The 23,748-nt window shown below is 60.6% G+C and carries 23 protein-coding genes and 1 tRNA gene; 3 read left to right on the forward strand and 21 right to left on the reverse strand.

Annotation, left to right across the window (positions count from 1 at the left end):
- The 7 genes from VNN55_02425 to VNN55_02455 all read right to left on the reverse strand — a co-directional run.
- The coding region (locus VNN55_02425; GenBank protein HWO56402.1) for an HsdR family type I site-specific deoxyribonuclease at positions 1-1,191 on the reverse strand (1,191 nt) is incomplete at its 3' end.
- A gap of 92 nt (positions 1,192-1,283) precedes the next feature.
- On the reverse strand, positions 1,284-2,681 hold the full coding sequence (locus tag VNN55_02430; GenBank protein HWO56403.1) for an RNA-binding domain-containing protein: 1,398 nt from the start codon (positions 2,679-2,681) through the stop codon (positions 1,284-1,286).
- A 52-nt stretch (positions 2,682-2,733) separates the two neighbouring features.
- The gene (locus VNN55_02435; protein HWO56404.1) at positions 2,734-3,258 is read right to left on the reverse strand and encodes a hypothetical protein; all 525 of its coding nucleotides are present in this window, start codon (positions 3,256-3,258) and stop codon (positions 2,734-2,736) included.
- Complete coding sequence (locus VNN55_02440; protein HWO56405.1) at positions 3,255-4,508, reverse strand: restriction endonuclease subunit S; 1,254 nt, start codon at positions 4,506-4,508, stop codon at positions 3,255-3,257. The genes VNN55_02435 and VNN55_02440 overlap by 4 nt, the downstream gene beginning before the upstream one ends.
- Complete coding sequence (locus tag VNN55_02445) at positions 4,498-4,980, reverse strand: hypothetical protein (GenBank protein ID HWO56406.1); 483 nt, start codon at positions 4,978-4,980, stop codon at positions 4,498-4,500. The genes VNN55_02440 and VNN55_02445 overlap by 11 nt, the downstream gene beginning before the upstream one ends.
- 25 nt (positions 4,981-5,005) lie before the next feature.
- The gene (locus VNN55_02450) at positions 5,006-6,604 is read right to left on the reverse strand and encodes a class I SAM-dependent DNA methyltransferase (protein HWO56407.1); all 1,599 of its coding nucleotides are present in this window, start codon (positions 6,602-6,604) and stop codon (positions 5,006-5,008) included.
- Between the two features lie 151 nt (positions 6,605-6,755).
- Positions 6,756-8,360, reverse strand: coding sequence for a radical SAM protein (locus VNN55_02455; protein HWO56408.1), 1,605 nt, complete (start codon positions 8,358-8,360; stop codon positions 6,756-6,758).
- 497 nt (positions 8,361-8,857) lie between these two features.
- On the opposite strand from VNN55_02455, the gene VNN55_02460 reads away from it, so the two are divergent.
- Positions 8,858-9,058, forward strand: a complete 201-nt coding sequence (locus VNN55_02460) for a cold-shock protein (GenBank protein ID HWO56409.1) — start codon at positions 8,858-8,860, stop codon at positions 9,056-9,058.
- Between the two features lie 80 nt (positions 9,059-9,138).
- On the opposite strand, the gene VNN55_02465 is transcribed toward VNN55_02460, so the two are convergent.
- The 3 genes from VNN55_02465 to VNN55_02475 form a co-directional block, all read right to left on the reverse strand.
- A complete protein-coding gene (locus tag VNN55_02465; protein ID HWO56410.1) occupies positions 9,139-9,498 on the reverse strand; it encodes an RNA-binding protein in 360 nt (119 codons plus the stop codon).
- A 145-nt stretch (positions 9,499-9,643) separates the two neighbouring features.
- On the reverse strand, positions 9,644-10,507 hold the full coding sequence (gene purU, locus VNN55_02470) for a formyltetrahydrofolate deformylase (GenBank protein ID HWO56411.1): 864 nt from the start codon (positions 10,505-10,507) through the stop codon (positions 9,644-9,646).
- A gap of 213 nt (positions 10,508-10,720) precedes the next feature.
- Positions 10,721-11,326: a hypothetical protein gene (locus VNN55_02475; GenBank protein ID HWO56412.1), complete on the reverse strand. Its 606-nt coding sequence runs from the start codon at positions 11,324-11,326 to the stop codon at positions 10,721-10,723.
- A 441-nt stretch (positions 11,327-11,767) separates the two neighbouring features.
- On the opposite strand from VNN55_02475, the gene VNN55_02480 reads away from it, so the two are divergent.
- Positions 11,768-12,064 carry a hypothetical protein gene (locus VNN55_02480; protein ID HWO56413.1) on the forward strand — a complete coding sequence of 99 codons (297 nt, stop codon included), beginning with the start codon at positions 11,768-11,770 and terminating at the stop codon, positions 12,062-12,064.
- Positions 12,065-12,086: 22 nt separating this feature from the next.
- The gene (locus tag VNN55_02485; protein ID HWO56414.1) at positions 12,087-12,497 is read left to right on the forward strand and encodes a hypothetical protein; all 411 of its coding nucleotides are present in this window, start codon (positions 12,087-12,089) and stop codon (positions 12,495-12,497) included.
- A gap of 4 nt (positions 12,498-12,501) precedes the next feature.
- Here VNN55_02485 and VNN55_02490 read toward each other — a convergent pair whose 3' ends face one another.
- From VNN55_02490 to VNN55_02540, 11 genes are all read right to left on the reverse strand, one after another.
- Positions 12,502-14,148, reverse strand: a complete 1,647-nt coding sequence (locus VNN55_02490) for a site-specific DNA-methyltransferase (protein HWO56415.1) — start codon at positions 14,146-14,148, stop codon at positions 12,502-12,504.
- Positions 14,145-15,044 (reverse strand): IS1595 family transposase, encoded by a 900-nt coding sequence (locus tag VNN55_02495; GenBank protein ID HWO56416.1) that lies wholly within the window; start codon positions 15,042-15,044, stop codon positions 14,145-14,147. Before VNN55_02495 ends, VNN55_02490 begins: the two co-directional genes overlap by 4 nt.
- Positions 15,041-15,634 carry a DinB family protein gene (locus VNN55_02500; GenBank protein HWO56417.1) on the reverse strand — a complete coding sequence of 198 codons (594 nt, stop codon included), beginning with the start codon at positions 15,632-15,634 and terminating at the stop codon, positions 15,041-15,043. The genes VNN55_02495 and VNN55_02500 overlap by 4 nt, the downstream gene beginning before the upstream one ends.
- Positions 15,635-15,770: 136 nt before the next feature.
- Positions 15,771-16,766 carry a radical SAM protein gene (locus tag VNN55_02505; GenBank protein HWO56418.1) on the reverse strand — a complete coding sequence of 332 codons (996 nt, stop codon included), beginning with the start codon at positions 16,764-16,766 and terminating at the stop codon, positions 15,771-15,773.
- A 178-nt stretch (positions 16,767-16,944) separates the two neighbouring features.
- A complete protein-coding gene (locus VNN55_02510; GenBank protein HWO56419.1) occupies positions 16,945-18,834 on the reverse strand; it encodes a sulfatase in 1,890 nt (629 codons plus the stop codon).
- 40 nt (positions 18,835-18,874) lie between these two features.
- Entirely contained in the window at positions 18,875-19,585 is a 711-nt protein-coding gene (locus tag VNN55_02515) for a 50S ribosomal protein L25 (protein ID HWO56420.1), read from the reverse strand.
- A gap of 36 nt (positions 19,586-19,621) precedes the next feature.
- The gene (locus tag VNN55_02520; protein ID HWO56421.1) at positions 19,622-20,662 is read right to left on the reverse strand and encodes a ribose-phosphate pyrophosphokinase; all 1,041 of its coding nucleotides are present in this window, start codon (positions 20,660-20,662) and stop codon (positions 19,622-19,624) included.
- Positions 20,663-20,720: 58 nt separating this feature from the next.
- Positions 20,721-20,795 (reverse strand) — tRNA-Gln (locus tag VNN55_02525).
- A gap of 84 nt (positions 20,796-20,879) precedes the next feature.
- The gene (locus VNN55_02530; protein ID HWO56422.1) at positions 20,880-21,194 is read right to left on the reverse strand and encodes a SpoVG family protein; all 315 of its coding nucleotides are present in this window, start codon (positions 21,192-21,194) and stop codon (positions 20,880-20,882) included.
- Between the two features lie 30 nt (positions 21,195-21,224).
- Entirely contained in the window at positions 21,225-22,133 is a 909-nt protein-coding gene (ispE, locus tag VNN55_02535; GenBank protein HWO56423.1) for a 4-(cytidine 5'-diphospho)-2-C-methyl-D-erythritol kinase, read from the reverse strand.
- Positions 22,126-23,691: a capsule assembly Wzi family protein gene (locus VNN55_02540; protein HWO56424.1), complete on the reverse strand. Its 1,566-nt coding sequence runs from the start codon at positions 23,689-23,691 to the stop codon at positions 22,126-22,128. Before VNN55_02540 ends, ispE begins: the two co-directional genes overlap by 8 nt.
- Positions 23,692-23,748 lie beyond the last annotated feature (57 nt).

The following is a 23,748-nucleotide window of genomic DNA, read 5'->3' on the forward strand; positions in this document are numbered from 1 at the left end:
CGACAACGGCGGATGTTTGCCGCCGGGCTCCTCCGGGAAGAATTTCTGCACCGTGGTGAAGACAATTCCGCCGGATGACACCTGGAGGAGCCGCCGCAGGTGCTCGCGGCTGTCCGCCTGCTGCGGGTCCTGCCGCAACAGGTCGCCGCAGCGCGCGAACGTGCCGAAGAGCTGGTCGTCGAGATCGTTGCGGTCGGTGATCACCACGATGGTCGGGTTTTCCATCTCCGGATGGAGGACAATCCGGCCGGCGAAGAAGGCCATGGTCAGACTCTTGCCCGAACCCTGCGTGTGCCAGATGACGCCGGCGCGACGGTCCCCGGAGGGGCGCGTGGCGGCCACGGTCGTTTCGACCGCCTTGTTGACCGCGTGGTATTGGTGGTAGCCGGCCATCTTCTTGGTGTGCGTTCCCGACTTTTCCTTCTCGAAGACGATGAAGTAACGCAGCAAGTCGAGGAACCGGCGTTGATCGAAGACCCCCTTGACCAGCACTTCCAGTTGGGGCAGGGCGGGACTGGCCAGTTCCGTGCCGTCGATCGTGCGCCAGGGCATGAAGCGGGACCGGTCGGATGTGAGCGTGCCGACCCGCGCTGCCAGGCCATCGGAGATGATCAGGCCGTCGTTGTGCACAAACAGCGACGGTATCTGTTCCTTGTAAGTCTGGAATTGGTTGTACGCGGTCCAGATGTCGGCTTTTTCGTCGGCCGGGTTTTTCAATTCGATCACCGCCAGCGGCAGGCCGTTGATGAAGACGACGACATCGGGGCGGCGGTTGTGTTTGTTTTCGACCACGGTGAACTGGTTGACCGCCAACCAGTCGTTTTCCTCCGGATCGTCAAAGGCGATCAGGCGCGCCTGGGCCCCGGCAATCGAGCCGTCGTCGCGGCGGAACTCGACAGTGACTCCGTTGACCAGCCCGTTGTGAAAAAGACGGTTGCGCTCGGTGAGCGTGCCGGCGGTGATGCGCGTGATCTTTCGATAGGCGTCTTCCAACGCCTCGGCGGGGAGATCGGCGTTCAACCGGGCGAGGGCGTCGCGGAGACGGGCTTCGAGGATGACTTCGCCGAAGTCCTGTCGCTCCGCCGCCAGTTCGCCCGGGGCGATGTCGGGGCCGAAGGCCGTGAGATACCCCAACTGCTCCAGCCAGGACAGGGTGGCTTCTTCGACGGTGGATTCGGTGAGAGGGGCCATAATCGCGTTTCTTTAGGTTAGGGCTGTCTTGAACTGGTCCGGAATGAGCCGTGAATTAGCCAGAATTAGCCAGAATTAGCCAACCCGTTGATTCACAATCTGTTCCATTTGGCGCCACGACCATGCCCTGAAGGAATCGCAAGCCCAAGAGTTCTCAAAGTAGCCAAGTCCTCTCTCACTTGTCTCTCACTGGCCTCTGAGCCCAACTGAACCAAGATGTCTCGCAGTGCTAATCCGCCACCGGAACGATCCAGCAGTATCAAAATCATCTGCTGACGTGATGTGACTTCACGCCCCACGCGCCTTGGAGGGAGGTAGCGGCTGGGGCGGAACCGCACGGTTACACAACCAGCCGAATCCTCGATTTCAGGCACGGGCAACCCCGCCTCCTGAGTCACTTCCACCATCTTAAGCGTCCCGCGCCCCCATGATTCGATGATGCCGCGCCGGAAGAGTACGCCTGCGATAAGCGGGTTCCAAGGAAGCGATTCGTGTGGTTGGAACAACGCCTGAGCCGTCAAGCCAAAGTGCAGGGTCCCGGACGAAGTAACTTCTAGTCGGTCGTCGTAAACCGCGACGGCCACGGACCCGCCGCCGATTGAGTAGTCACGGTGGCAAAACGCATTCGCGAGTGCTTCTCGGAGTGCAAGCGGAGGATAGAGTGGATCATCTTCACGCTCGAACAGGCCAGGAAGAACACGGCCTGCGATAGGGAGGTTCAGACGCAGAAACCTCTCGGCGTGGCGGAGGAGCGAGAAGATGTTACCGTGGAACTGCCGATTGTCGATAAATTCTGTTCGATCAGTTCCGCGAAAACGAGCCACGCGCAGCAGGCATTGCGGGAACTCCGCCTCGAGATGTTCCGGGCGTCCAAATAGAACCACGCTGGCGCGGGACAGAACACCGTCGCGCATCAATCCAAAGCCACGTAACGACTGTTCAATGTCGCGCGAACCAGGATCTTCCGCACGCCCTCGACGAATTGCCTCATCAAGAGTCCGCCAAAGCTCGTCGGTGTCAAGGTCAGATGGGTTCCACCCGGTTGCTGGCTGATTCTCCCATCGCTGTTCCCCGTGGAGCCGTTCGAACAGCATTCTATTGTATTCGTCGCGCGACATCTGGAGACTTGTGTTTCCAACACGACGGTAGGCCACACCCTTATAGGAGTATGGGCGGGCCTGGCCTTGCGTAACCGAGGCAACGATGACTTCCCTGCCATCACCTACGGGAACACGATCAATCGTGGGAAACACCGGGGGATCAATCAATCTAGCTTCCTGCGCCAAGTCCTCAAACGTGCTGTCACTGACTTGTTGACCAAGCACTCGGCGATCCGAAGACACCCCGAATAGTACGCGACCGCCTCGGTGATTCAACATCGCGCACAGAGCTCTCGCTGCTTCACGACGTTCACCGGTGGTAGCTTTGAATTCGAGCGTTTCGGATTCACCATCTGCTACCCAAGTTCCCAGAAGTTTCGCATCGATCATTCTTAAGTCCCCCAAGGCGTCGTTGCCGACTCACGGAGTCTGGCTCGCTCGGTCAGGTTGCCTCCCTCAATTCCGACACGATCCTGGCGATCCGGTCGACCTTGGTTTCCATATCTCCTTCAGCCTCTTGGTGCGGCACTTGGAAGACCTGGATTGCACCCGCGAAGGCTCCCGATTGCTTGTTGAACCCCGGGTTGATGATGGCAATCGATACGGCCTCAAGTTGGGCGAGGGCTTCTTTGACACCGCATCGTCCAGACGCGCTGTCTCGCCCAAACCATGAGAACCGGTCCCACCTCCCTGCCAGAGGACCTTTACGATGCTTCTTGAGTCGAGCGAACAAAGTGCGCTTTGTTCCCAAGCCGGCTTCGCCAATGTAGAGCAGTTTTCCGTCTCCGTATAGGCAGTACACGCCAACGAAGTTACGGAAATCCCCAGCCTTTCCACGCTCAGCCGAACTCGGAGCGCCCCGCCTGGCAAGCGGCGTCTTTTCACGTCCCAGTAATTGACCTGCGCGCTTCTGTCTTCCCCAGAAAACGTGTCGCTCCGACCAGTACAGGCCATAGTGAGTGATCATCTCGCCTCCGTAATGAACCGCTCCGCATCCTTCAGCCGAATCTCCCCCGAGATCAACTTCGGCAGCAGCGCGTCGCGCAGGGCCGCTAGTGTGCGGGATTCATGCTCATGCTCGACGACCTTCAGATACAGAGGTCGTGACAGGCGATCGAAGACGTGCATGATGGGGGCAGTCGGCGCGACGATTCGAATCGGCCGGAAGTTGGACTTGCTGATCTCCAAGAACGTCGAGCCGTTGGCATGACTCACAATCTCATCGTGGGAAACGCTTGCCCATCGCAGCAGGAAGAGGTTCGAAGTGCCGGGACGCGGCTTCATAGCGATGAAGCCCTGATTGACTGCAACTGGTACTTCGGCGATTGCCAGGTAGCCGATGGGCGCGCGCGAGGAAAGGAGAACGGTTCCTTTTGGCAGCAATCCGGAACTGATTTGCGTTAGTCCGGCGTCTGTGATCTTGCGCTCGGTGTCGAGCAGAACAGGCAACGGAAGCCCTGATAGATCCTTCGGTGTAACCCAGTGATGCGTACCGTCCTCCCAGTACTCGGCTCGCTCGGTTTTCGGTGTGCTCCCACCGACAATCTCTGCCAGTTCACCGATGGACCTCACCTCCCACCCCTTCGGGATCTCGCCGAGCTCCGAATCCACGAAGGAACCGGGGAAAAGGTCGGCGATGTGGCGGGGGAGGCCGGGGTCACGGCCTTCGGTTTTGGCGCGGACGGGGTCGAAGTCCACAAACCAGGACTTGAAGAGCGCCCGTGCCATCGCCTCCAGCGTCTCGCTCATCCGCCGGTTCAACTCGATCTTGTCGTCCAGCGTGCCGAGGATGTGGGCGATGGCGCGTTGTTCGATGAGTGGGGGGTATGCGACCTCAAGTGTACGTGCATCACCTTGCGATATAAACGGCTGTGCCGAACCGCGCTTTGGCCAAACCGCGGGGTCCCGCGTCAACCAGTAGAGGAACTCGGTGTCTACGTCTGCGTGGGTTGCCCAAAACCGAAGCGTGTTCTTGATGCACGACCACTTGCCCTTCGCGAGCCAAGTCCTTCCGCATTCGGCCCCGATTGCACTGAGGACTACGCCTACGCGTTCAAAGTCGGCATACGAGAGAAGACCGTCCGGACCAGAAGCACTGTAAGCACGAAATCCAGTCTCCACGTAGGAAGCTTTCGTCACGGAGGTGTCTCCCCAGTTGACGTCCGCGACCTCGCCCAGAGATGCCCGGGTCCAGTATGCTGGCCACTCACACGCCATACCTCAGCTCCTTCAACCTGGTCCAGATTCCTGCTGCAACCTTTTTGCCATTCTTGAAGCATTGAACCTTGCTGAGGCGCATTCTTCGGAGATCAAGTACCAGAAGAAGTCCAATCTCATAGCGAAAAAGCGTACCGGTGAACTCCTTTAATTTGTTACAGTCCCATTCATGAGGTTGCCTTGAACTCGACTTCTTTGTTTCAATCACGAGGACGTTTTTGCTGTCGCGACCTCGTTCATGAACAACTATATCTGGATACACGGATCGCACGCCTAGATCATTCGATGTTGTGGGCTCACCATGGTTTCTCAAGCGCTTAACCTCACTCCCATGGCGGTTGTACTCACAATCCACCTTGAATTCTGGGAAATACGCCTGCAAGTGCTCAGCCAGTTTGTGTGTAATGGAGCGCTCACTTGACTCTCTCACCAGCAGGTCACTTTCACACTTGAAGAACGCATTCAGTGCCAAGTGCACCCTCCGAAAAAGTTCAGATTCATCCGCCATACCCAAGCTCCTTCAGGTTGGCGGCGATCGCGGCATCGAGCTTCGCGGCCTCGGCCTGCTGCTCGCGCAGTGTTGCGGTGAGCCGCTTCATCTTCCCCTCGAACGGCTCGCCGTCGTCCTCGACCGCTTCCGCGCCGACGTAGCGTCCGGGGGGGAGGACGTGGCCGTGTTTGCGGATGTCGTCCAGAGTTACAGATTTGCAGAAGCCGGGGACGTCCGCGTAGCCCCCACCCTCACCCTCCCCCGCAAGCGGGGGAGGGGATGAAATGGAGTCACCGCGCCAGGCGTGGTAGGTCCCGGCGATCTTGGCGATATCGGCGTCGGTCAATTCACGATGGACGCGATCGATTAATGTGCCCATTTTGCGCGCATCGATGAACAACACCGAGCCGCGACGGTCGCGGAAGCGGCCGTTCTTTTTGTCGCGCGCGAGAAACCAGAGGCAGACGGGAATCTGGGTTGAATAGAACAACTGGCCGGGGAGGGCAACCATGCAGTCGACCAGATCGGCCTCAATGATATTTCTGCGGATTTCGCCCTCGCCGGACTGGTTGGATGACATCGAGCCATTGGCCAGCACAAATCCCGCCAGCCCGGTCGGCGCCAAATGATGGATAAAATGCTGCACCCAGGCGAAGTTGGCGTTGCCCGCCGGCGGGACGCCGTACTTCCAGCGCTTGTCGGTCTTCAGGAGGTCGCCGCGCCAGTCGCTGTCGTTGAACGGCGGATTGGCCAGGACATAGTCGGCTTTGAGGTCGGGGTGCAGGTCGTTGTGAAAGGTGTCGCCGTGGGCGATCTGGGCGTCGATGCCGCGGATCGCCAGATTCATCTTGGCCAGACGCCAGGTCGTGTAGTTTGACTCCTGACCGTAGATTGAGATGTCGCCGATCTTGCCCGAGTGGGCTTCGATGAACTTCTCGCTGGACACGAACATCCCGCCGGAGCCGCAGCAAGGGTCATACACGCGTCCCTTGTAGGGCGCGAGCATTTCGACCAGCACGCGCACCACACGGGAGGGTGTATAGAATTGTCCGCCCTTCTTCCCCTCGGCGGAGGCAAACTGCGCGAGGAAGTACTCGTAGACCCGACCGAGCACATCTTTCGCCCGGTCCTCCGGGGCTCCGAGGCCGATGTCGCTGACCAGGTTGATGAGTTGGCCCAGCCGCTCTTTGTCGAGGCCGGGACGGGCATAATCCTTGGGCAGAACACCCTTGAGCGAGGGATTGTCGCGCTCGATGGCGGTCATCGCGTCGTCGACGATCCGGCCAATCGACGGTTGTGGAGCATTGGCCTTCAGATTCGACCAGCGCGCCTCTTTGGGCACCCAGAAGATGTTGTCGGCCCGGTACTCATCGCGATCTTCGGGGTCGGCGCCCTTACTTCTCTGGGCCGTCAATTCGGCATGTTTGGCCTCGAAGGCGTCGGAGATGTACTTGAGGAAGATCAGCCCGAGGACGACATGCTTGTACTCGGCGGCGTCCATGTTGCCGCGGAGGGCATCGGCCATCTGCCAGAGTTTGGCTTCGAATCCGAGGTTGGCGGTGTGATTGTTGCGGGTGGTACGGGTCGAACGGGCGCGAGGGGGCATCGCAGATTACCTCGAAACGTGACGATGGAGCCGGGCGGCTTGCACATCTTGCACCGGAGCCCGGATCATGACTATCTCAGCGAATTATACTGCTGAGACAAGTCACGATCAAGAGGCGCTCCCGGGGACGAACCAGGACGCTATACCGGACTCACTTCGCTTGTGGCAGGCCGGAGGCGGCGAGGGCGGCTTCTTTGTCGGCGATGGCGGCGGTGTGGGCCGGCGTGCGGTGGTGTTCGCCGTTGAGGTAGGCGTAGGGGTCATGGTGGACCGCTTCCCGCGGGAGCCAGTCCCAGAAGTGGCCGAGGTCGCGCTGCATGTGGCGCCAGTAGAAGCCGGGCAGGTCGGTGGATTCCTGCTCGAAGTAGGCGCGGAAACCGTGGTCAAAGTCGAGCTGGGCGCGGACCTTGCTGTAGTACTTGACCCGTCCCGACAACTCGGTGGAGAGCGCGCGCACCAGGTTCATCGCGCCGGGGATCGAGGCGCCGTTGGCCCAGAGACGACGCGCCATCATCGGCCGCGAGCAGGCGTAGGCGGTCAGGTCGATGATGTGGTCATAGAAGGCCGACCAGCCGTAGTTCTTCACGCGCACGTTCATCGCGTGGTTGTTGTTGAGGAAATGGAACGGAAACGGGAGGACGCGTCCGGCGCGCTGGTATTCGAGGTTGAGATGGGCGGCCTTGCCGAAGGCGGTCAGAAGCGAGAAGGCGGGGAAGGCGCCCGGGGCCCGGTCGAGGAAGCGCTTGGTCAGCTCGAAGGGATCGGCGCCCTCATCGGAGTCGAGGCCGAAGACGAAATTGGTCTGCACATAGGGGATGTGTCGCATGATCATGTTCACCTGGTCGGCGACCCGTTCGACTTTTTCCATCCCCTTGTTGGCGCCGGTTTTGGATTTGCCGCCCAGTTCATACCAGGACTCGATGCCGGGCAACACGGCGCGGAATCCGTTTCGCTTGAGCCGTTTGACATGCGACTCGCTGAGAAGCGAGAGACTGCTTTCGGCGATGAAGTCGATTCTCCCCTCGGGGACCACTTCCTCGATGGCGTCCATGCATTCATCGAAACGCACGCCGAAATTGGGATCATGCCAGCCGACCCGCGGCCGCTTGAACTTGGTCAGGAGGAAGCGCAGGTCCTCCTTCATCACATCGAAGCCCAGTTGCTGGAAGGGGACGGCGGCGTCTATGCAGAAGCTGCAGGTGTAGGGACAGCCGACGCTGGAGATCATCGGCACGATCTTGATGAAGGGCGCTTTTTTCAGCGTGGCGTCGATGAACTTCCAGCGTTCGCGCACACCGGGCAGCGCGACCGGCTGGCGCGGCGCGCCGATGAGGCGTCCTTCGGGACGCTGCGGCGCGGGATCGCGCAGCAGTTCGGCGATCACCTGCTTGTCGGTGAAGCCGGTGACATAGTCGAAATACTTGAGCGCATCTTCAGGGTAGCACCGGGCATGCGGCCCGCCGAGCACCGTGACGGCGCCGCGCGACTGGAAGAGGCGCGAGAGCGCATACGACAATTGCGCCGATTGGGTGAAGGCGCCGATGAAGATGACGTCGAGTTTGTCGGGGAGTTCGTCGAGAAGGTTCTCAAATCCGGTGTAGCAAACCAGTGTGACATCATGGCCCATCTGCTCGCACCAGCAGCCGATGGCCTGCGGCATGATGCTGGCGAAGTTGGCGTTCATCACCCGGGCCCAGAGGCCGGGGTTGGGATTTTTCGCGACCAGGTCGATGATGCCGATTTGCAGCTTACGCACGGTGAGTCACCATCCACGACTCCTTCGCCCCGGCCGCGTCGGGTCGGGTGACTTGCACTCTTCGCTTGCGAATGCGTGTGATCCCGCGGCGCGGCGCCGACGGGAGGTCCGGGTGGCGATCAGAGTTGACCGGGCGACGCCACGGCGACAGAGAGATGGTACACACCAGGTCGCCGGGAGACTACCGATTTCGTCCCGGCCGCCGTCCTCCGGTCAGAGGTGTCGCTTGTTCGCGCGGGTCCAGCGATGGGGCGTCCGGGCGGCGATGGCATAAGGCGTTGTGCGGCTCGATCTTACGTATCCAATGCGAAAAAAGGAGTGAACAATTCCGGAAATATGCCGTATTATAGCATTAGAACGAAGCCACTGACTTTCTCAGATTGACCGCACGGTTCATATCCGACGGCACTCGCAGGAAAGATCGATTGGTTTCACCGGCCGTCGGGGCCAACGGACCGTGGGTGCCGTTTCACCCACAGAAGAACAAAGGAAGTGTCATGGCGCAAGGAACCGTCAAGTGGTTCAACGATGCCAAGGGTTACGGCTTTATCTCTCAGGAGGGTGGCAAGGATGTCTTCGTGCATCATCAAGCCATCCAGGCCGAGGGATTCCGCAGCCTGGCTGAAGGCGACCGTGTGGAGTTCGAGGTTGTGCAGGGCCCGAAGGGTCCGCAGGCCGCGAACGTTCGCAAGCTCTAATCGCTGCATCTGCCAACACAAACCCCCGGTGGGCATGGCCCGCCGGGGGTTTTTCATTGTCCACGGTTCCGATCTGCGGCTTAGTACCGTCCGCGTCCGCCGCCGCCACGCCGGTCGCCGCCGCGATTGCGGTCGCGATCGCGCCCGCCCCGGTCACCGCGTCCGCGGGGCGGTCCGCCCCGATGTCCGCCGCGTTCGGCCGGTGGACGCGCCTCGTTGACCTCGAGGGTGCGTCCCATGTACTCGGTCCCTGACAGCGCGCTGATGGCGGCGATCGCCTCGCTGCGGGTCGGCATCTCGACAAAGCCGAAGCCGCGCGGCTGGCCGCTGTAGCGGTCGTTGACCACCGCGGCCGACTCGACTTGGCCGTAGGGGGTGAACAGTTCCTTCAGGGCGGCGTCGGTGACCTCGTACGATAACCCGCCGACGAAAATCTTCATGCCGAACTCCTCTCTCTTTCTACACCGAACGCCTGCTGACCATCAGGCCACCTGCCTGACACGTCACGGGTAAGGACGGACAATTGCCGCCGGGTTCCGAGCGGTATTTCCAACTTTGTTGGCATCCGGCGGGCACGGGAACGCGTCACGCGCCGGCGGAAAAGACGATGGTTTTGTGGCCGGCGACGATCACGCGCCGTTCGAGGTGGGCCTTGACCGCGCGCGCCAGCACCAGCCGCTCGATGTCGCGTCCGATGCGCGCCAGTTCGCGCGGGGTGTCCTCGTGGGTGACCCGCTCGACATCCTGTTCGATGATCGGGCCGGCGTCGAGTTCGGCGGTGACATAGTGCGCGGTCGCGCCGATCATCTTCACGCCGCGTTCATAGGCGCGCTGGTAGGCGTTGCCGCCCTGAAAGGCGGGGAGGAAACCGTGGTGGATGTTGATGATTCGTCCGGCGTGCTTCGCGACCAGTTCCGGGCTGAGGATCTGCATATAACGCGCCAGGACAACCAGTCCGATTCGTTCCAGCGAAAGCAGCGCATCGATGCGCGCTTCCTGGTCGCGCCGGGAGTCGGCGTTCACCGGCAGATGGTGGAAGGGAATGTCGAATTGCGCGGCGACCGTCGCCAGATCGGGGTGATTGCCGATTACGAGCGGGATTTCACAGGGCAGCTCCGCTTCGCGCTGTCGCACGAGCAAATCATAGAGGCAATGCGGCGCTTTGGACACCAGGACCGCGACCCGTTCACGCGCGCCGGTGTCGTGGATGGTCCAGGCCAGCTGCAATCCGTCGGCCAGTGACTGGAAGTCCGACACAATCGCCGTATCCGGCCAGCGCCGCGATTCCAGATCGAGTTTGATGCGCATGAAGAAACGGCCATGGCCGTTGTCGACATGCTGCTGGCAATCGAGCACGTTGAAGCCGCGCTCATACCAAAAGGCGCTGATCTTGGCGACCAACCCCTTCCGGTCGGGGCATTGGATGAGCAGGATGATCGCGCGCGGCATAACTACTGTGTCGGCAGCGGCGCGCCGTTGGCACAGGGGGTGTCGCGCAGGAAATCACAAACGCAATCGCCCGCCCAGGGACCATGGACGGGCGATTGTGTTTTCCTCCCCCCGGGAGGGAGTGAAGAGTCTTCCGGACTCTCCCTCCGGGGAGAGTGGCCCATCCCGTCACAGCGGGATGGGTGGGGAGGGGGCTTTTATCCGGCGCGCCGTTTACGGGCGTCCGGCTTCGAATTCGGGCGCCGGCGGCGTCCGGAACGCCGGTTCGGCGGTGGTCGGTTTCTTGCCGCGGCCGGCGCCGAAGAGCTTCTTGGCCCAATTGCGCCCGGCTTCGTGCTTGTAGTAGTCATACCATGGACGCAGATCATCGACGAAAGCGAGCAGACTGTCGCGTTGGCCGCGGTACCTCTCGGCGTCGCCTTGGGCCATGGTCAGCTGCGATTCGAGACTGGCGACGGTGCCGCGGTGCTCGTTGATGGCACTTTCGAGCGTGGCCCGCATCGTGCCGAGACTGTCGATCGTCCGACGGTGTTTGTCGCGCGCGCCCTGCAGATTCGCTTCGAGCCGTTGGGACTTGGTGACCGCGGCATGGAGCATGTCGCTGAGACTGTCGCGGATCGTCCGGCCGCGTTGTTCGACATGGCGCAAACTGTCGGCCAGGCTGTCGGCCTTCAACCCGCTTTGCACCACGCTCTGCTCCAATTCGCTGATGCGCGCGGTCGCGGTCGCCAGTTCGCCTTCGAGGCGTTTCTTCTCGGTGTTGCATCCGGCGGCCACGAGCACGGCGAGCAGACTTGCTGCCACAATGGCTTTGCGCATTGTGTCCTCCCTTTCTGAGTCCGGCGGCTGGCGGACGCGGACGATTCAGACGGTGATCGATCCCGCCCGCTCGCACCCGGTGATTTTCCTGTTTTGCGTCGCGCCGCGACGCGCGTCGTTGGACCCAACGGCTCCGTCAGGCTTGCTGACGACGATCGGATGTAATCGTGAGGAACGACCGCGGACGCTTCCCTTGCGGTCGTGGAGGTCTTCAGGATGATTCTATTCCGTTTTGGCGGGAAGGTTCGGAATTATTTCGACGGCGACGCGGAGATCATGCGCGACCATCCCGTTGCCGGCGAGGCGATTAGGATTTTCCCTCGGAATTGTACGCTTTTGGACTTTTTTCTCACGCTCTATTGTGATAAACGAAACAGGCGTATAATGTTAGTGAAAGTATGTCCCGCTTCACCCGATAGAGTGAAGTGAGGGGGTGAGCGTATGACAGATCATGACAAGACGGGAGTTGATTTGACCGAAGAGCGGGACTTTTACGAGGCCAACAAGGCCGAGTACTTGAGATTGTATAATGGTAAGTACGTCTTGATCCGCAACAAGACTCTCCATGGCACTTTCGATTCGTTCGATGCCGCGTATAACCAGGGGATCGATTTGTTTGGAAATGTGCCGATGTACATTCGCAAAGTTGACGAGAACGATTCTCCGGCAATGCTACCGGCACTCTTCTTAGGACTACTCGGTGGGCACGTTTCGACGGGATCTCCAACGATACAATGACATCAGCGGTCCGCCGCCGTACATGATGCAACGGTTTGGTCCGGTGCTTCAGGTCCAGATCAATTTGCCTAAGCATCTTTCGGACCAGTACGCCAAAGATCAAAAGACGATTCCGCCATCTGTCAATGGTATTGCCCTCGTTGACACTGGTGCCTCGCTTTGTTGCGTCGATTCGGCAGTGGTGACTCAGCTCGGCGTATTGCCGGTAGGGCTCCAGAAAGTCAGCACTCCAAGTGGAACCGAAGACCAGCTTGTCTATCCCGTACTTATTAATTGTGCCGAAGGCCCGTTCTTCTTCAATACGAACACGGCACTTGCGTCAGATCATTTGCTAAAGAACCAGGGAATAATCGCATTGCTTGGCCGTGACCTATTGGCGCATACAATCTTGATCTACGACGGCAGGCGCGGCTCATTCACAATCGCTTGGTAGAGCATTAGACCGCAAGATTGACTTGCCCAGTCTCGCCCTTCACTCCCACTACAGTAGGAGTGTGGAATAGCTTCTTTTCGACGAGTACATCCTCTGCCGTCAGGAATTGTATCCGGTCGTATTTGCGATTGCCATACTTGTACTGTCCTGCCTGTGCCGCCTCTTGTTGCATCGCTTTTGTCGGTGGACGTAGAGAGAGAAATCCGGCCATCTTCGCATTCGGCTCTCTCTCCAACACTCCGCGCAAATCACGAATGTCCGTAGGTCGGATGTTCCCGCCCTTCACTGAGAGCACCATTTCATCCAGACCGTCTTTCGTCTCGAAGTAGATCCGCCCGTCAATTCCGGTATCCCCCGATCTCTTGAGTGTCGGGAAGCCGCCTACTCGCTCGACAAACCAATGCTGGAATTGGAATGGGTCTTTTCGGAAAAGCACTTCGGCTTGCTCGACACTGACGGGAATACCATCTATTACGAAGTGCTTGCCCTCCACGAGTCGGAATCGTTTTTCCAGTTCTCGCTTAATCAGTTTGATCGGCAGAATTGCAATGTCACAGCCAATCCATTGACGCTCTGCGGCGTGGGCCGCGTAGATCGTCGTTCCGCAACCGCAGAATGGGTCAAAGACTATTTCGCCCTTGTTGGATGAAGCGCGAATGATCCTATCGAGCAGAGCTATTGGTTTCTGCGTCGGATATCCGAGACGGTCTTTCCCGTGGGCTGAAATCGGGGCAATGTCGTCAATCACGTCCTGTATCTGAACTCCCTCCATATCATCCAAGTATCGCTTAAAACGCGGAACGCCTCCGTCCTTGGTAGGCCAAATGATACGTCCGGCCTTATCAAGCACATCAAGTGCCGCCAATGGGGACTTGGGTAAAACATCAATCCCCGGTACTCGGCGCGGTATGGCCCAGTGCCGCCCCTTGTCAGTTGGATTGTGTCCGCGCCACGGTTGGCCCGACTCACCATGCCGTATACCCGCACCTGTCAGATCGCCAACAGTGAAACGCTTTCCGTCTGCATCGCGGTTGCGGTAGAAGGTATCGAGGTATTGGTTATCGTATGCTTGATGAACGCGGTTCCATCTATAATTGCTCGATGCGGCGTAGAACAAAAGCACGTCATGGACAGGGCCCCACCGCTTCGCCGAACTGTGGGCGCTGGTCCGCTTCCAGATGATTTCATTCAAAAAGTTCTGATGCCCAAAGATTCCGTCCATCATGATTTTGATGTAGTGGCTGGCAGTCGGATCACAATGCAGGTAGATTGAACCTGTCTTCTTGAGCACCGAGCGAATTTGCAGTAGCCGCTCCACCATGTAGATCAGGTAGGCCAGTAACTCCGGCCTCGTGTTGCGTAGGGCAAGAATCCAAATGCGCCAGAACTCAACGTAGTAGTCCTCAACACCGCTTTCGCGTAGGAGCACTGGCATGTTCTTCGCCACTTCCAACTTCTCCGGAGTCAAATCCCATGTATCGCAGAATGCCTCAACCTGCTCAGGCACTGGAAGTCCCGTCAAGTTTCGGTAGATGATGTTGTAATTGCTCTTGGAATTAAACGGCGGATCGAGGTATACAAGGTCAACGGCAGACTTGCCCATCTGCTCACGCATGATGGTCAGATTGTCGCCGTAGTATAGTGTGTTCATGCCGCTAACATTAACTCGATCATGTCAACAAACGCCGTCTTGCTGGCCCGCGCATTGTACTTGAAGCATGCTTCTGAGACGTATAGGTGCGAGTACTTCCGGCTGTAGTGATGATGATGACCGTAGCATGCCCGCTTGATGTGCGCCCAGAAACCTTCAATCGTATTCGTGTGCACTGCGCCATCCACGTAGCAAACTTGATGATTCACCTTGGCGTGGGAAATCACTTTCGAGATGCCGGAGTAGCCCTTGTATTCGTCAGTCATCACGAGTGAACCTTCACAGTCAATGTTGCTCTTGATGAATCGGGTGAGTTGCGGTCCGTTCAGATGCCCACGCTTGATCGGTTGGGCTGCTACGCGCCCGTTTCTTTCGATCACTCCGAGCACCGGAAGTTTCTCCGTGCCGCGTCCGCGTCTCTCTTTACCGCCTCTGCGATGGCGTCTCAGATTGTGCTGGCGCGGCTTTCCGCCAAGGTACGTCTCATCCGCTTCCACCAGTCCGTGGAGAAGATCGGCTTGGTTCGCATCCATCGCCATTGCTTTTCTGATTCGGTGCATCATGCTCCACACGGTCGGGCGGCGCATCCCAAGATCGCGGGCAATCTGACACGCGCTGGCTGACTTCTTCGCGTTCAGCATGAGAGAGAGCACAAGGAACCACTCGCGAAGCGGTACATGGGTTCTGTGGAAGATCGTACCGACCGTGACCGCGAATGCCTTGTGGCATGTCTGGCATTGCCAACGCTGGTTCTTCCGGTCCGCGCTCACATGCCGATAGACCTTATCACCCTTACAGTATGGGCAAGTCGGCTTTCCCCGCCAACGGGCCTGCTCCAGATAGTCGATGCACTGCTCTTGGGTCTTGAAGGTCTGGAATAAGTCAATGATCGTCATGGTATTACCCCTTTCGACGCTGGCAATCTACCATAGGCCGAAAGGCTTGTCAAGTCCAAAAGCGGACAATTCCATTTTCCCTCGTCGGGAGGCAGTTCCTCCGGACGATTCCAGAAGATGTAGTCGGTGCTCGTGGTCTGGCCGCCGAGCAGGCGAACCAACTCGACAATCTGCCCGCGATGGTACCAGGCATGGCCGGAGACCTGGGTGAGGATCAGCTCGATCGGCCAGCGCCAACGTTTGGCAGCGCCGCCCAGCGGTGTCCAAGTCAGCAGACGCTGCAATTCGGCGTCGTCGATGCGCTGCAGGTAGTCGACCCAGGCCGTCTCGGTCTCGGCCACCATGGCGGGCAGGTCTTCCAAATTAGTGCCGGTCGAATCCCAGCCGCCGGGAGGCGCGGTCCAGTGGCCGAGGCGATAAAGCCACATGCGGCGTGCCAGCATCAGATGCGCCACCAAATCGAGCGCGCGCTGGAATTCCGGCGTGGCACGCTTGTCCTCCGGCACCGACGACAGCATGGCGAGGATCTTGGCGTTGCAGTCGCGTTCATGGTCGTACCAGTTACGGAAGCGTTCAATCATGGTCTTCATGGGATCCTCCGATCACCGTACAGCGCCGAAACGATATGTCCGCGCCGCAAGAATTGGCAATCATCTACTGCGCAACAAGACGCCGTGACGTCCTTGGCCGGCAGGCACAACCGGTGACCGGATGGGGGAAGCGCCGTTACGTGGTGGCCGGGAGGCCTTCGATGTCGGGCCTGGGGGTAATTTCCGCTTCCTGGCCTCGCCAGGAATCGACGCTGGAGGCGCGACGGACGCAGGCGACGGTGCAGGTCAGTTCGCACCCTTTGCGGGTGGTCGAGCTGCGGCGCAGCTGCTCCTTGCCGTATTCGAGCAACGGGATGCCGGGGTCGTTGCGGCGCTGCGAACAGTACGAGACGATGCCGAACTCATCGACGTAGAGATAGCGGGCGCCGGCGCGGCATTTCCAGTCGGACTGGCCGGTGCGGATCATCTCGTGTTCCCAGCCCTCGCCGAAACGATGGAAGAAACTGCGGCGGCGGTCGCCGGTCATTTCATTGAAGAGCGGCTCGAGGTCGCGGTGGGCCAACAGGCCGCGGTCCAGCGAGCCGTTGCTGGAGTGCAGCAGCCCTACGGTCATGTAGAAGCCCATCGCGCGGACCTGACGGGCCAGCTCGCGGGTCTCGGCCACCGGCGAGGAGCCGAGGACGGCGTTGACGTTGACGTTGAAACGGGCGTATTGCGACAACAACGGCAGCTTCTTTTTCAGCAGGTTGAAGGATTTCTGCGACTGGCGGTTGGGATCGAGGTTGTCGACCGACACCTGCAACAGATACAGTCCCGCATCGTTGAGCCGCTCGACCCACTCCTTCGTGAGCAAAAACCCGTTGGTGATGGAGGTGGGCACCATGTTGTGCCGGTTGACGCGCGCCACCAGCGTGTCGAGTTCCGGATGCAACAGCGGTTCGCCGCCGGTGAAAGTGACCACCTGTGTGCCGAGCGCGGCCAGGTGGTCGATGTAGGCGACCAGCGTCGCGGTCGGCACCGGCGCCGAGATCTTGTCGAATTCGTTGCAGTAGCCGCACTCGAGATTGCAGCGGCGCGTCACGACCACCTGCGCGAGCATGGGACGGGTGGGATTGAGCAACGCGCCAATTCCACGGGCGATCTGAGCGGCTCGTAGAGACGTTGTTGGCATCGAGTGGACCGTTGGGCGCCCCCATAGGGACGGGGGGTTGTCGACGAATGCCACGAAAATAGCGGGTGATCGGAGCGCGGGCAAGCCAAAACGCCCAGTGCGCAGGCGCAAGTGCATTCATGCACAAACAGGTGATGGCGGGGGTTAAATCTCACAGAAGCGCGAACGCGCCGTGGTCTCAACGGTCTGTCAGGGAGGTCAGCGCCCGTTGTGAGACCGGATGCGCCTGCATGAACTCGGTGATGCGTTGACGCAAGTCAGCGGGAATCCTGTCGATGACGTTGGTGGTTTCGCCGGGGTCGGCGGACCAGTCATACAATTCCTCGACGCCGAGTTTTTCCCCCTGCAAATTGAGGATGTAGTGCCAGTGGTCGATGATCAGCGACAGCCCCAGATGGCGGCGGGTCATCTCGGTCAGATTCGACGTGACGATGATCCGGTCGGGTGGGATTGAGTCCATAAGCGAACGGCCGGCCATGCCGTCGGTGATGTGGCGCAGACTGTCACGGCCCCAGAGATTTTCGATGTCCAGCAGCGTCGGCAAAATGTCGAGGTTGGAGACGTTGCGTGGCGCCGAATCGCGAAGCCGCCGGAATCGGGCGTGGGGCATCTCCGCCGCGTTGTACCACGGGAAAAGCACCAGCAGGGGGACACGGATGCCCTCGCGGTAGAGGCAGTTGAGGTGCCCGAAGATCTCATGTTCGTAGAAGGCCTCACCGTGGTCGGAGGTGATGATGATCAGGGTGCCATCCAGATGGCCGTAGAAGGCCAGCGCGTGGATGATGCGGCGCAATTGATCGTCGGTGTAGCGAACGGCGTTGTCGTAGAGGTCGCGGCGGTTCTCCGCGCCGAAGGGACGGAGACTGTCGGGGGTCCAATAGGGGTAATGTGTCTGGTTCAACTGGATCACGCCGGCAAACGGCGTGCGCGAATGCAGGCCGCCCAGCCAGTCGATGAAGTGATCGACAACATAGTGATCATCGATGCCCAGGTCATTCCTGGCGCCGATGCCGGCGATCTCCTTGTTGTAGTAGTAGTCGATGGCGGGAATGGTGAAGTAGGCTCTGATGTTTTCCCACTCCTGGCTCTGTGAGGTGAAAAAGAACGTCCTGCGTCCCAGGGCCTTCTGGTACTCCCAGAAAGTCGGTTGTGTGTGCAACGCCAGCGCCGGGGACAGCGGCGAGACGCCAGTCAAGAGGGTGGGCACCGCGATGTAGGTCATCGTGGCGGTGGCATAGGCGTTGTCGTAACGCACGGTCAAACCGCGGAAATTGTCCACCAGCGAATCGAGAAAGGGCGTGGTGGGGCGTGTGTACCCGTAGCATCCCAGCGCGTCGGCGCGCAGCGATTCGGTCAGGATGATGAGAACGCTGGTTCGCGGCTCGTGCGCGAGGGGCGGCAGGTCCATCGGCACCCGCGCCGAGAGCCCGCTGCGCCCGGCGTTCGGATCGGAGAGGCGGGTGTAGACATTGCGCAGGACGCTGGCGGAGGTGGTGAGGTCGGCGGTGTAGCACTGGTCAACGAAGCGGATGTTGTTGTGAATGACCAGGAGAATGATGACCGCCAGGGCGGCGTTGGCGGCCGCAATCACCCGGTGACGGCGAACCTGACAGCGGGCGCCGAGGAAGGCGCGCCAGCGCGACAGGCCGATCCAGATCAGCGTGAATACGATCGGCAGCGCCAGAGTGTGGCTCCACGCCCAGGAGTCGCGCAGGATGGTCCAGCTGTTATAGGGCTCGGCGAACAAATACTCGAAGGTGTAGTAGTTGGGCATCGCGCCGACGGTCAGCCGGTAGCCGTAAACCAGCACGAGGTTGATGGCGTAGAGGGCGGCGACGACCGCGGCGGCGACATGGCGCGGGCGTGTCGACGGCGCCCGCAGGAGCCAGCCGACAAAAAGCCAGAGGGCGACCGAGCCGGCCAACGACAACAGGTAGAAGAGCTTCTGTTCGAGGTTGAACGCGGCGGGACGGCCCAGGATCAAGTCCAGGGCCAGAGCGAGGAGCGGCGGGTTCAGCAGAAAGGCCACGGCAGGGACATTATGCGCGACGCCCGGAGGATCCAGCAAGGACTCTCCGGGCGCGCAAACAGCCAGTGGTCGGCGGCGATTACTTCTCTTTCTTCTTCTCTTCGCCGCCGCCCTTTTCCTTTTCCTTCTCGGCGGCGCGGGCCTCGCGTTCCTTCTCGCCGATCACTTCCGGCTCGCCCGCGGCGGTTTCTTCCGTTTCGGCCGGCGCGCCCGGCGTCACTTCCTTAACCACCGTCGGCGGGACCACCGAGACGATGGTCTGGTCGCCGGGGGTGACCACAGTGACGCGATCGACTTTGATGTCACGGGCGTGAATGGCCTGATGGATGCCCAGGTTGCTGACATCGAGGTCGATGTAGTCCGGGATGTCGGCGGGCAGCGCCTCAACCTGGACCTCACGGGCCGAGTGCTGCAGAATGCCGCCGAAATTCTTGACACCGTCGGCGATGCCGAGGATACGGATCGGCACGGTGACGCGGATCGGCTTGTCGGCGGAGATGTGCTGGAAATCGACGTGGATGACCTCGCCGGAAAGCGGGTCATGCTGGACATCCTTCACCAGCGCCAGTTCGGCCTTGGCGGAGCCCTCGACCGTCAGATCAACGATCACATTCTCCGAGGATGACTTGTGCAGCACGGTGGTGAATTCGTGGCGGTTGAGCGCCAGCGTGGCCGGTTCGGTACGCTCCCCATAGAGAATGGCGGGAATCGAGCCGGCGGCGCGCAACTGGCGGGCGCCACCCTTCCCCTTGGCGGTGCGCGTTCGGACGGTCAAAGGCATGGTCTTCATTGCGATGGACTCCTCAAGCGAAAAACCCAGGAACGATCAAGCCCCTGCGGGCGTGTTTGTACCTACGGCGGGACGCGTCGGCTGTTTGGCCGGCGTGTCAGATTCTCTTCGTTGATTCCCCTCTTCGAGCGCATCGGGTTCGCCCGGGAACAGGGCCGAGACCGATTGCTCGTGCGCGATCCGGGCGATGGCCTCGGCGAACAGGTGGGCGGTCGAGATAATCTTGATCTTGTCGGGGATATTTCGTTGGCTCAAATCGATGGTGTCGGCCACGCACAGAAGTTCAATCGGCGATGCCACAACGCGTTCCAGCGACTTGCCGGAGAGGACCGGGTGGGTGCAACAGGCGTAGACTTTGCGCGCCCCGCCTTTGACCACCGCTTTGGCGGCCTCGGTCAGCGTGCCGCCGGTGTCGATCATGTCGTCGCGAAGGATGGCGGTCTTGCCCTCGATCGAGCCAATGATGTTGAGCACCTCGGCCTGATTGGGATTGGGGCGGCGCTTGTCGATGATCGCCAGGCCGCAGGACAGGGTCTTGGCGAAGGCGCGCGCCATCTTGATCGATCCGACATCGGGGGTCACCACCACCGGGTCGGAGACACCGAGGTTGAGGAAGTAGTCGTTGAACACGATCGCCGAGTAGAGGTGATCCGACGGAATCTGGAAAAACCCCTGAATCTGCGAGGCGTGCAGGTCCATCGTCAGCACCCGGTTGGCGCCGGCCAGGGTGATCATGTCGGCGACCAGACGGGCGGTGATGGAGACGCGGGGCTGATCCTTGCGGTCGGCGCGGGCATAACCGAAGTAGGGAATGACCGCGGTGATGCGTTTGGCCGACGCCCGTCGAGCGGCGTCGATCAGCATCAGCAGCTCCATGAGGTTGTCCGCCGGCGCGTTGGTGGACTGAACGATGAACAGGTCGGAGCCGCGCACGTTTTCGTCGATTTTGACAAAGACTTCGCCGTCGGAGAAACGGGTGACCGTGCAGGCGGTCAGCGAGCGGTCCAGATGCTCGGCGATCCGTTGGGCGAGGGGGCGGTTGGCGTTGCCGCTGATGATCTTGAGTTCGGCGTCCATAATCATGGGTCTCGGTTCCTGCCAGCGGTCGTTGGCGCGATGACTGTTTGGGAGCGGTTGGCTGGGGCGCCAGGATTCGAACCTGGGAATGCAGGCTCCAAAGGCCCGTGCCTTACCGCTTGGCTACGCCCCAGTCGCGCGACCCGCCAAGGTACGAACTTTGGGCGCGTCCCGGTCGGGGATTTTTCGGATTGCCGGCCCGGGATGGGAGAGGATCTCAGGAGGGATGGTGATCGTCGTCGATGTCGGCGCCCCCCCGCGGCTTGCCGGCGGCGGCGGCCTTCAACTCTTCCTCGTAGGCGGCCAGTACGGCCCGTTCGATCTTCTCGCGCATCTTGTTGTTGATCGGGTGGCAGATATCCTGATGCGTGCCATCGGCGCGTTTGCGCGACGGCATGGAGACAAAGTAGCCGTTGTTCCCGTTGATAATCTTCAGCCCCCGGATGACGAATTCCTCGTCGAAGGTGACGTTGGCGAAGGCTTTCAGCTTCTCTTCATCGCGCAGGGTGACACGGACTTCGCTGATCTCCACAGGTTGCTCCTTGAGTCAGGGCAACGGAAGTTACGCAAACCCGACTAAAATAGTCATCTTCGTATTCAGTGGGTGGACCAGAAACAGATCGGCGTTGTCAGTCGCGAGCGATTCGATCACAGCTCGATCTGGCGGCGTCCGGAAAATCCCGAACACTGATGGCCCACTGCCGGATACGTATGCTCCTTCCGCTCCGAGAGTTAAAAGTCGCTGCTGCCACTGGGGCACTTCGGGGATTCGACGCGCGACAACGTCTTGTAAGTCGTTGTGTAAGAGCGCCAAGGCGGCGAAAAACCCATCCCCGTCGAGACGATTGGGATAATCGGTCATTTTTGGTACACAAGTCAAGTCCAAAGCCGAGTAAACTTCCCCGGTTGGGCTTGATATCTTCGGGCAAGCTACTATGGCACACCATGTTAGATTGATCGCCGCCGGGCTGAGCCGCTCGCCCTTCCCTCGCCCGAAACAGGCCGGAGGGCCGAGAAAAAACGGCACATCGGCACCGATTGTTGTCGCAACGGCGGCCAAGTCCAGTCTGGCCGCCTCCCCGGAATAGAGTCGGCTTAAGCCAATCAAAGTTGCCGCGGCATCGGCGGACCCGCCGCCCAGACCAGCGGCGACGGGAATCGATTTCCGCAGATGGATGCGGACATGGATGGGCGCGCCCGCCATCGTTTCAAAGGCACGGGCGGCGCGGACGACCAAGTTGCCTTCGCCGGCATTCAGATCGCCTGCGGCCAGATTGGATCGTCCCGGCGTCCAGGAAAACTGGATCCCGCCGGACGGCAGCCGCTCCATCTCCAATTCATCGAAGAGCGAGACGGCGACGAAGAGCGTTTCGATCTCGTGGTAGCCGTCGGGGCGCCTGCCGAGCACACGCAGTCCAAGATTGAGCTTGGCCGGCGCGCGCAGGAGGAGTCGTGAGGGTCGATCAGACACCGAAGGTCTTCCACCAGAGGGCATTCACTCGCAGCTGCACGAACCATCCGTTGCGCCGGGCGCGGTCGACGTGCCCGGCGTTGTCGATATCGTCGTAACCCACCAGCGCCCACGCCACGAGATGGCCGCCCTGTTGCCAGCGCGGGCCGATGGCCAAACGCCACTCGCGTTCGACCGTGCCGGAGGGGAAGGGCGTGCCCTTGGGCACACCCGACTTCTGCGGATCGCTGATCCGGTTGACGCCGCGGCGGATGTAATGGAAATCGCCGCGGAGATCCAGGCGCGGCAACAAATGGCAAAGCGGCATTATGCTGATCCGGTCGGCGTCGGTGCCGAGATTCGATCCGATACCGATCACCGCGCCATCCTTGTCGCGAAGATGGAAGTAGCGATTCCACGGCTGTCCCTGTCCGTAAACGTAGGTGTTGATGCGCTGGTACTCGGCGTTGAGCGAAAGCCGTCCGCGCAGCGGCGCGGGGGACCAGAGCCCGCCGATCAGGACGCCGATCTGCTGCGGTTCGGACTCAAAGTCGATCTGGAAATCGTCGATCAGCCATTCGCCGTAGAGACGCAGCCCCGGGCGCGCGCGCCAGGAGAGTTCCAGACTCCACAGCGGGTTGTCGTTGGCGCTCTCGTTGAGCTGCTCCCAGTAGTAGGGCAGGAAGGGATTGAGGTAGTTCCACTCGAAACGGCGGTCGAAGCCGCCGAAGACCATGACTTCGGAGGCGGCCATTTCCAGATTGGGAACGGGCTTCCAATTCAGGCGGTGCGCCACGAGATAGCGGTCCGCCAGACCCTCGGTGAATGATCCCTCCGCATAATCGGACGCAAAGACATACATCTGATCGAGCGGCGTGGCGTGGAAGGCATACGACCAGTTGCCGGCGCGGTATTGCAGCCGCAGGCCGTTGAACGGGGGCGAATGATCCGAGATCAGCATCGCGTCGTGGGGCGAGGGTCCCCAGCGCCAGTACTCGCGGCCGAACGCCACGGTCAGTCGTTTCCAGCGCGCGGTCAGCGCCGACTGCTCAACCCAGGCGGAGAAATTGTCCTTCCAATGCTTGCCGTGGAATTGACTGTCCGAGCGGGCGTCGGAGTCGAAGCGGATGCGCAGACGCACCGCGATGGCGTCCGCGACCGTGAAGGCGGGAATGAAATCCACGCCGATGCGGTTTTCGGCGAGGCCATGGCGAAACTGATCGGTGCGGGCGGTCGGGCCCCCGCCGAGACGCAGACCGTGCTCGCGGCGGATCGGGTCCGCAGCGGCCAGCTCTTCGGCGAATTCCTGCCGCAAACGGTCGTACACGATCGCTGCGCCGGGAGTCAGCGCTTCGCGCTCGCCGTTGAGCCGCGCCAGAGCGTCGGCCACCTCGCCGCGTGCGAGCGGCCGCGTGTGCAACAGCAGTTCCGGTAGCGGTGTGTGCGCCGACAGCTCGAACAGGGCGTCGTAAATCCAGGAATCGACGGGGATGTCCTCCACCCGCGAACCGGCGCCGATGGCCGGGGCGGCCCATAAGAGTAGCGCAGGCAAAAGACAGAGCAGGGCCAGGCGTCTCATACCGGGCCATGATCGCCATGCGCCGGGAACGGGTCAATCGCATTCCCCCGGTCCGGG

The sequence above is a fragment of the bacterium genome, assembly GCA_035559435.1.
Lineage (GTDB): Bacteria > Zixibacteria > MSB-5A5 > WJJR01 > WJJR01 > JACQFV01.

Coding starts and splice junctions, on each gene's coding strand:
- purU (HWO56411.1), bottom strand. CDS start 10,507: ATGCCGCGCGCGATCATCCTGCTCATCCAATGCCCCGACCGGAAGGGG.
- VNN55_02540 (HWO56424.1), bottom strand. CDS start 23,691: ATGAGACGCCTGGCCCTGCTCTGTCTTTTGCCTGCGCTACTCTTATGG.
- VNN55_02505 (HWO56418.1), bottom strand. CDS start 16,766: ATGCCAACAACGTCTCTACGAGCCGCTCAGATCGCCCGTGGAATTGGC.
- VNN55_02490 (HWO56415.1), bottom strand. CDS start 14,148: ATGAACACACTATACTACGGCGACAATCTGACCATCATGCGTGAGCAG.
- VNN55_02485 (HWO56414.1), top strand. CDS start 12,087: ATGATGCAACGGTTTGGTCCGGTGCTTCAGGTCCAGATCAATTTGCCT.
- VNN55_02520 (HWO56421.1), bottom strand. CDS start 20,662: ATGGACGCCGAACTCAAGATCATCAGCGGCAACGCCAACCGCCCCCTC.
- VNN55_02515 (HWO56420.1), bottom strand. CDS start 19,585: ATGAAGACCATGCCTTTGACCGTCCGAACGCGCACCGCCAAGGGGAAG.
- VNN55_02465 (HWO56410.1), bottom strand. CDS start 9,498: ATGAAGATTTTCGTCGGCGGGTTATCGTACGAGGTCACCGACGCCGCC.
- VNN55_02480 (HWO56413.1), top strand. CDS start 11,768: ATGACAGATCATGACAAGACGGGAGTTGATTTGACCGAAGAGCGGGAC.
- VNN55_02440 (HWO56405.1), bottom strand. CDS start 4,508: ATGGCGTGTGAGTGGCCAGCATACTGGACCCGGGCATCTCTGGGCGAG.
- VNN55_02430 (HWO56403.1), bottom strand. CDS start 2,681: ATGATCGATGCGAAACTTCTGGGAACTTGGGTAGCAGATGGTGAATCC.
- VNN55_02450 (HWO56407.1), bottom strand. CDS start 6,604: ATGCCCCCTCGCGCCCGTTCGACCCGTACCACCCGCAACAATCACACC.
- VNN55_02460 (HWO56409.1), top strand. CDS start 8,858: ATGGCGCAAGGAACCGTCAAGTGGTTCAACGATGCCAAGGGTTACGGC.
- VNN55_02495 (HWO56416.1), bottom strand. CDS start 15,044: ATGACGATCATTGACTTATTCCAGACCTTCAAGACCCAAGAGCAGTGC.
- VNN55_02435 (HWO56404.1), bottom strand. CDS start 3,258: ATGATCACTCACTATGGCCTGTACTGGTCGGAGCGACACGTTTTCTGG.
- VNN55_02500 (HWO56417.1), bottom strand. CDS start 15,634: ATGAAGACCATGATTGAACGCTTCCGTAACTGGTACGACCATGAACGC.
- VNN55_02475 (HWO56412.1), bottom strand. CDS start 11,326: ATGCGCAAAGCCATTGTGGCAGCAAGTCTGCTCGCCGTGCTCGTGGCC.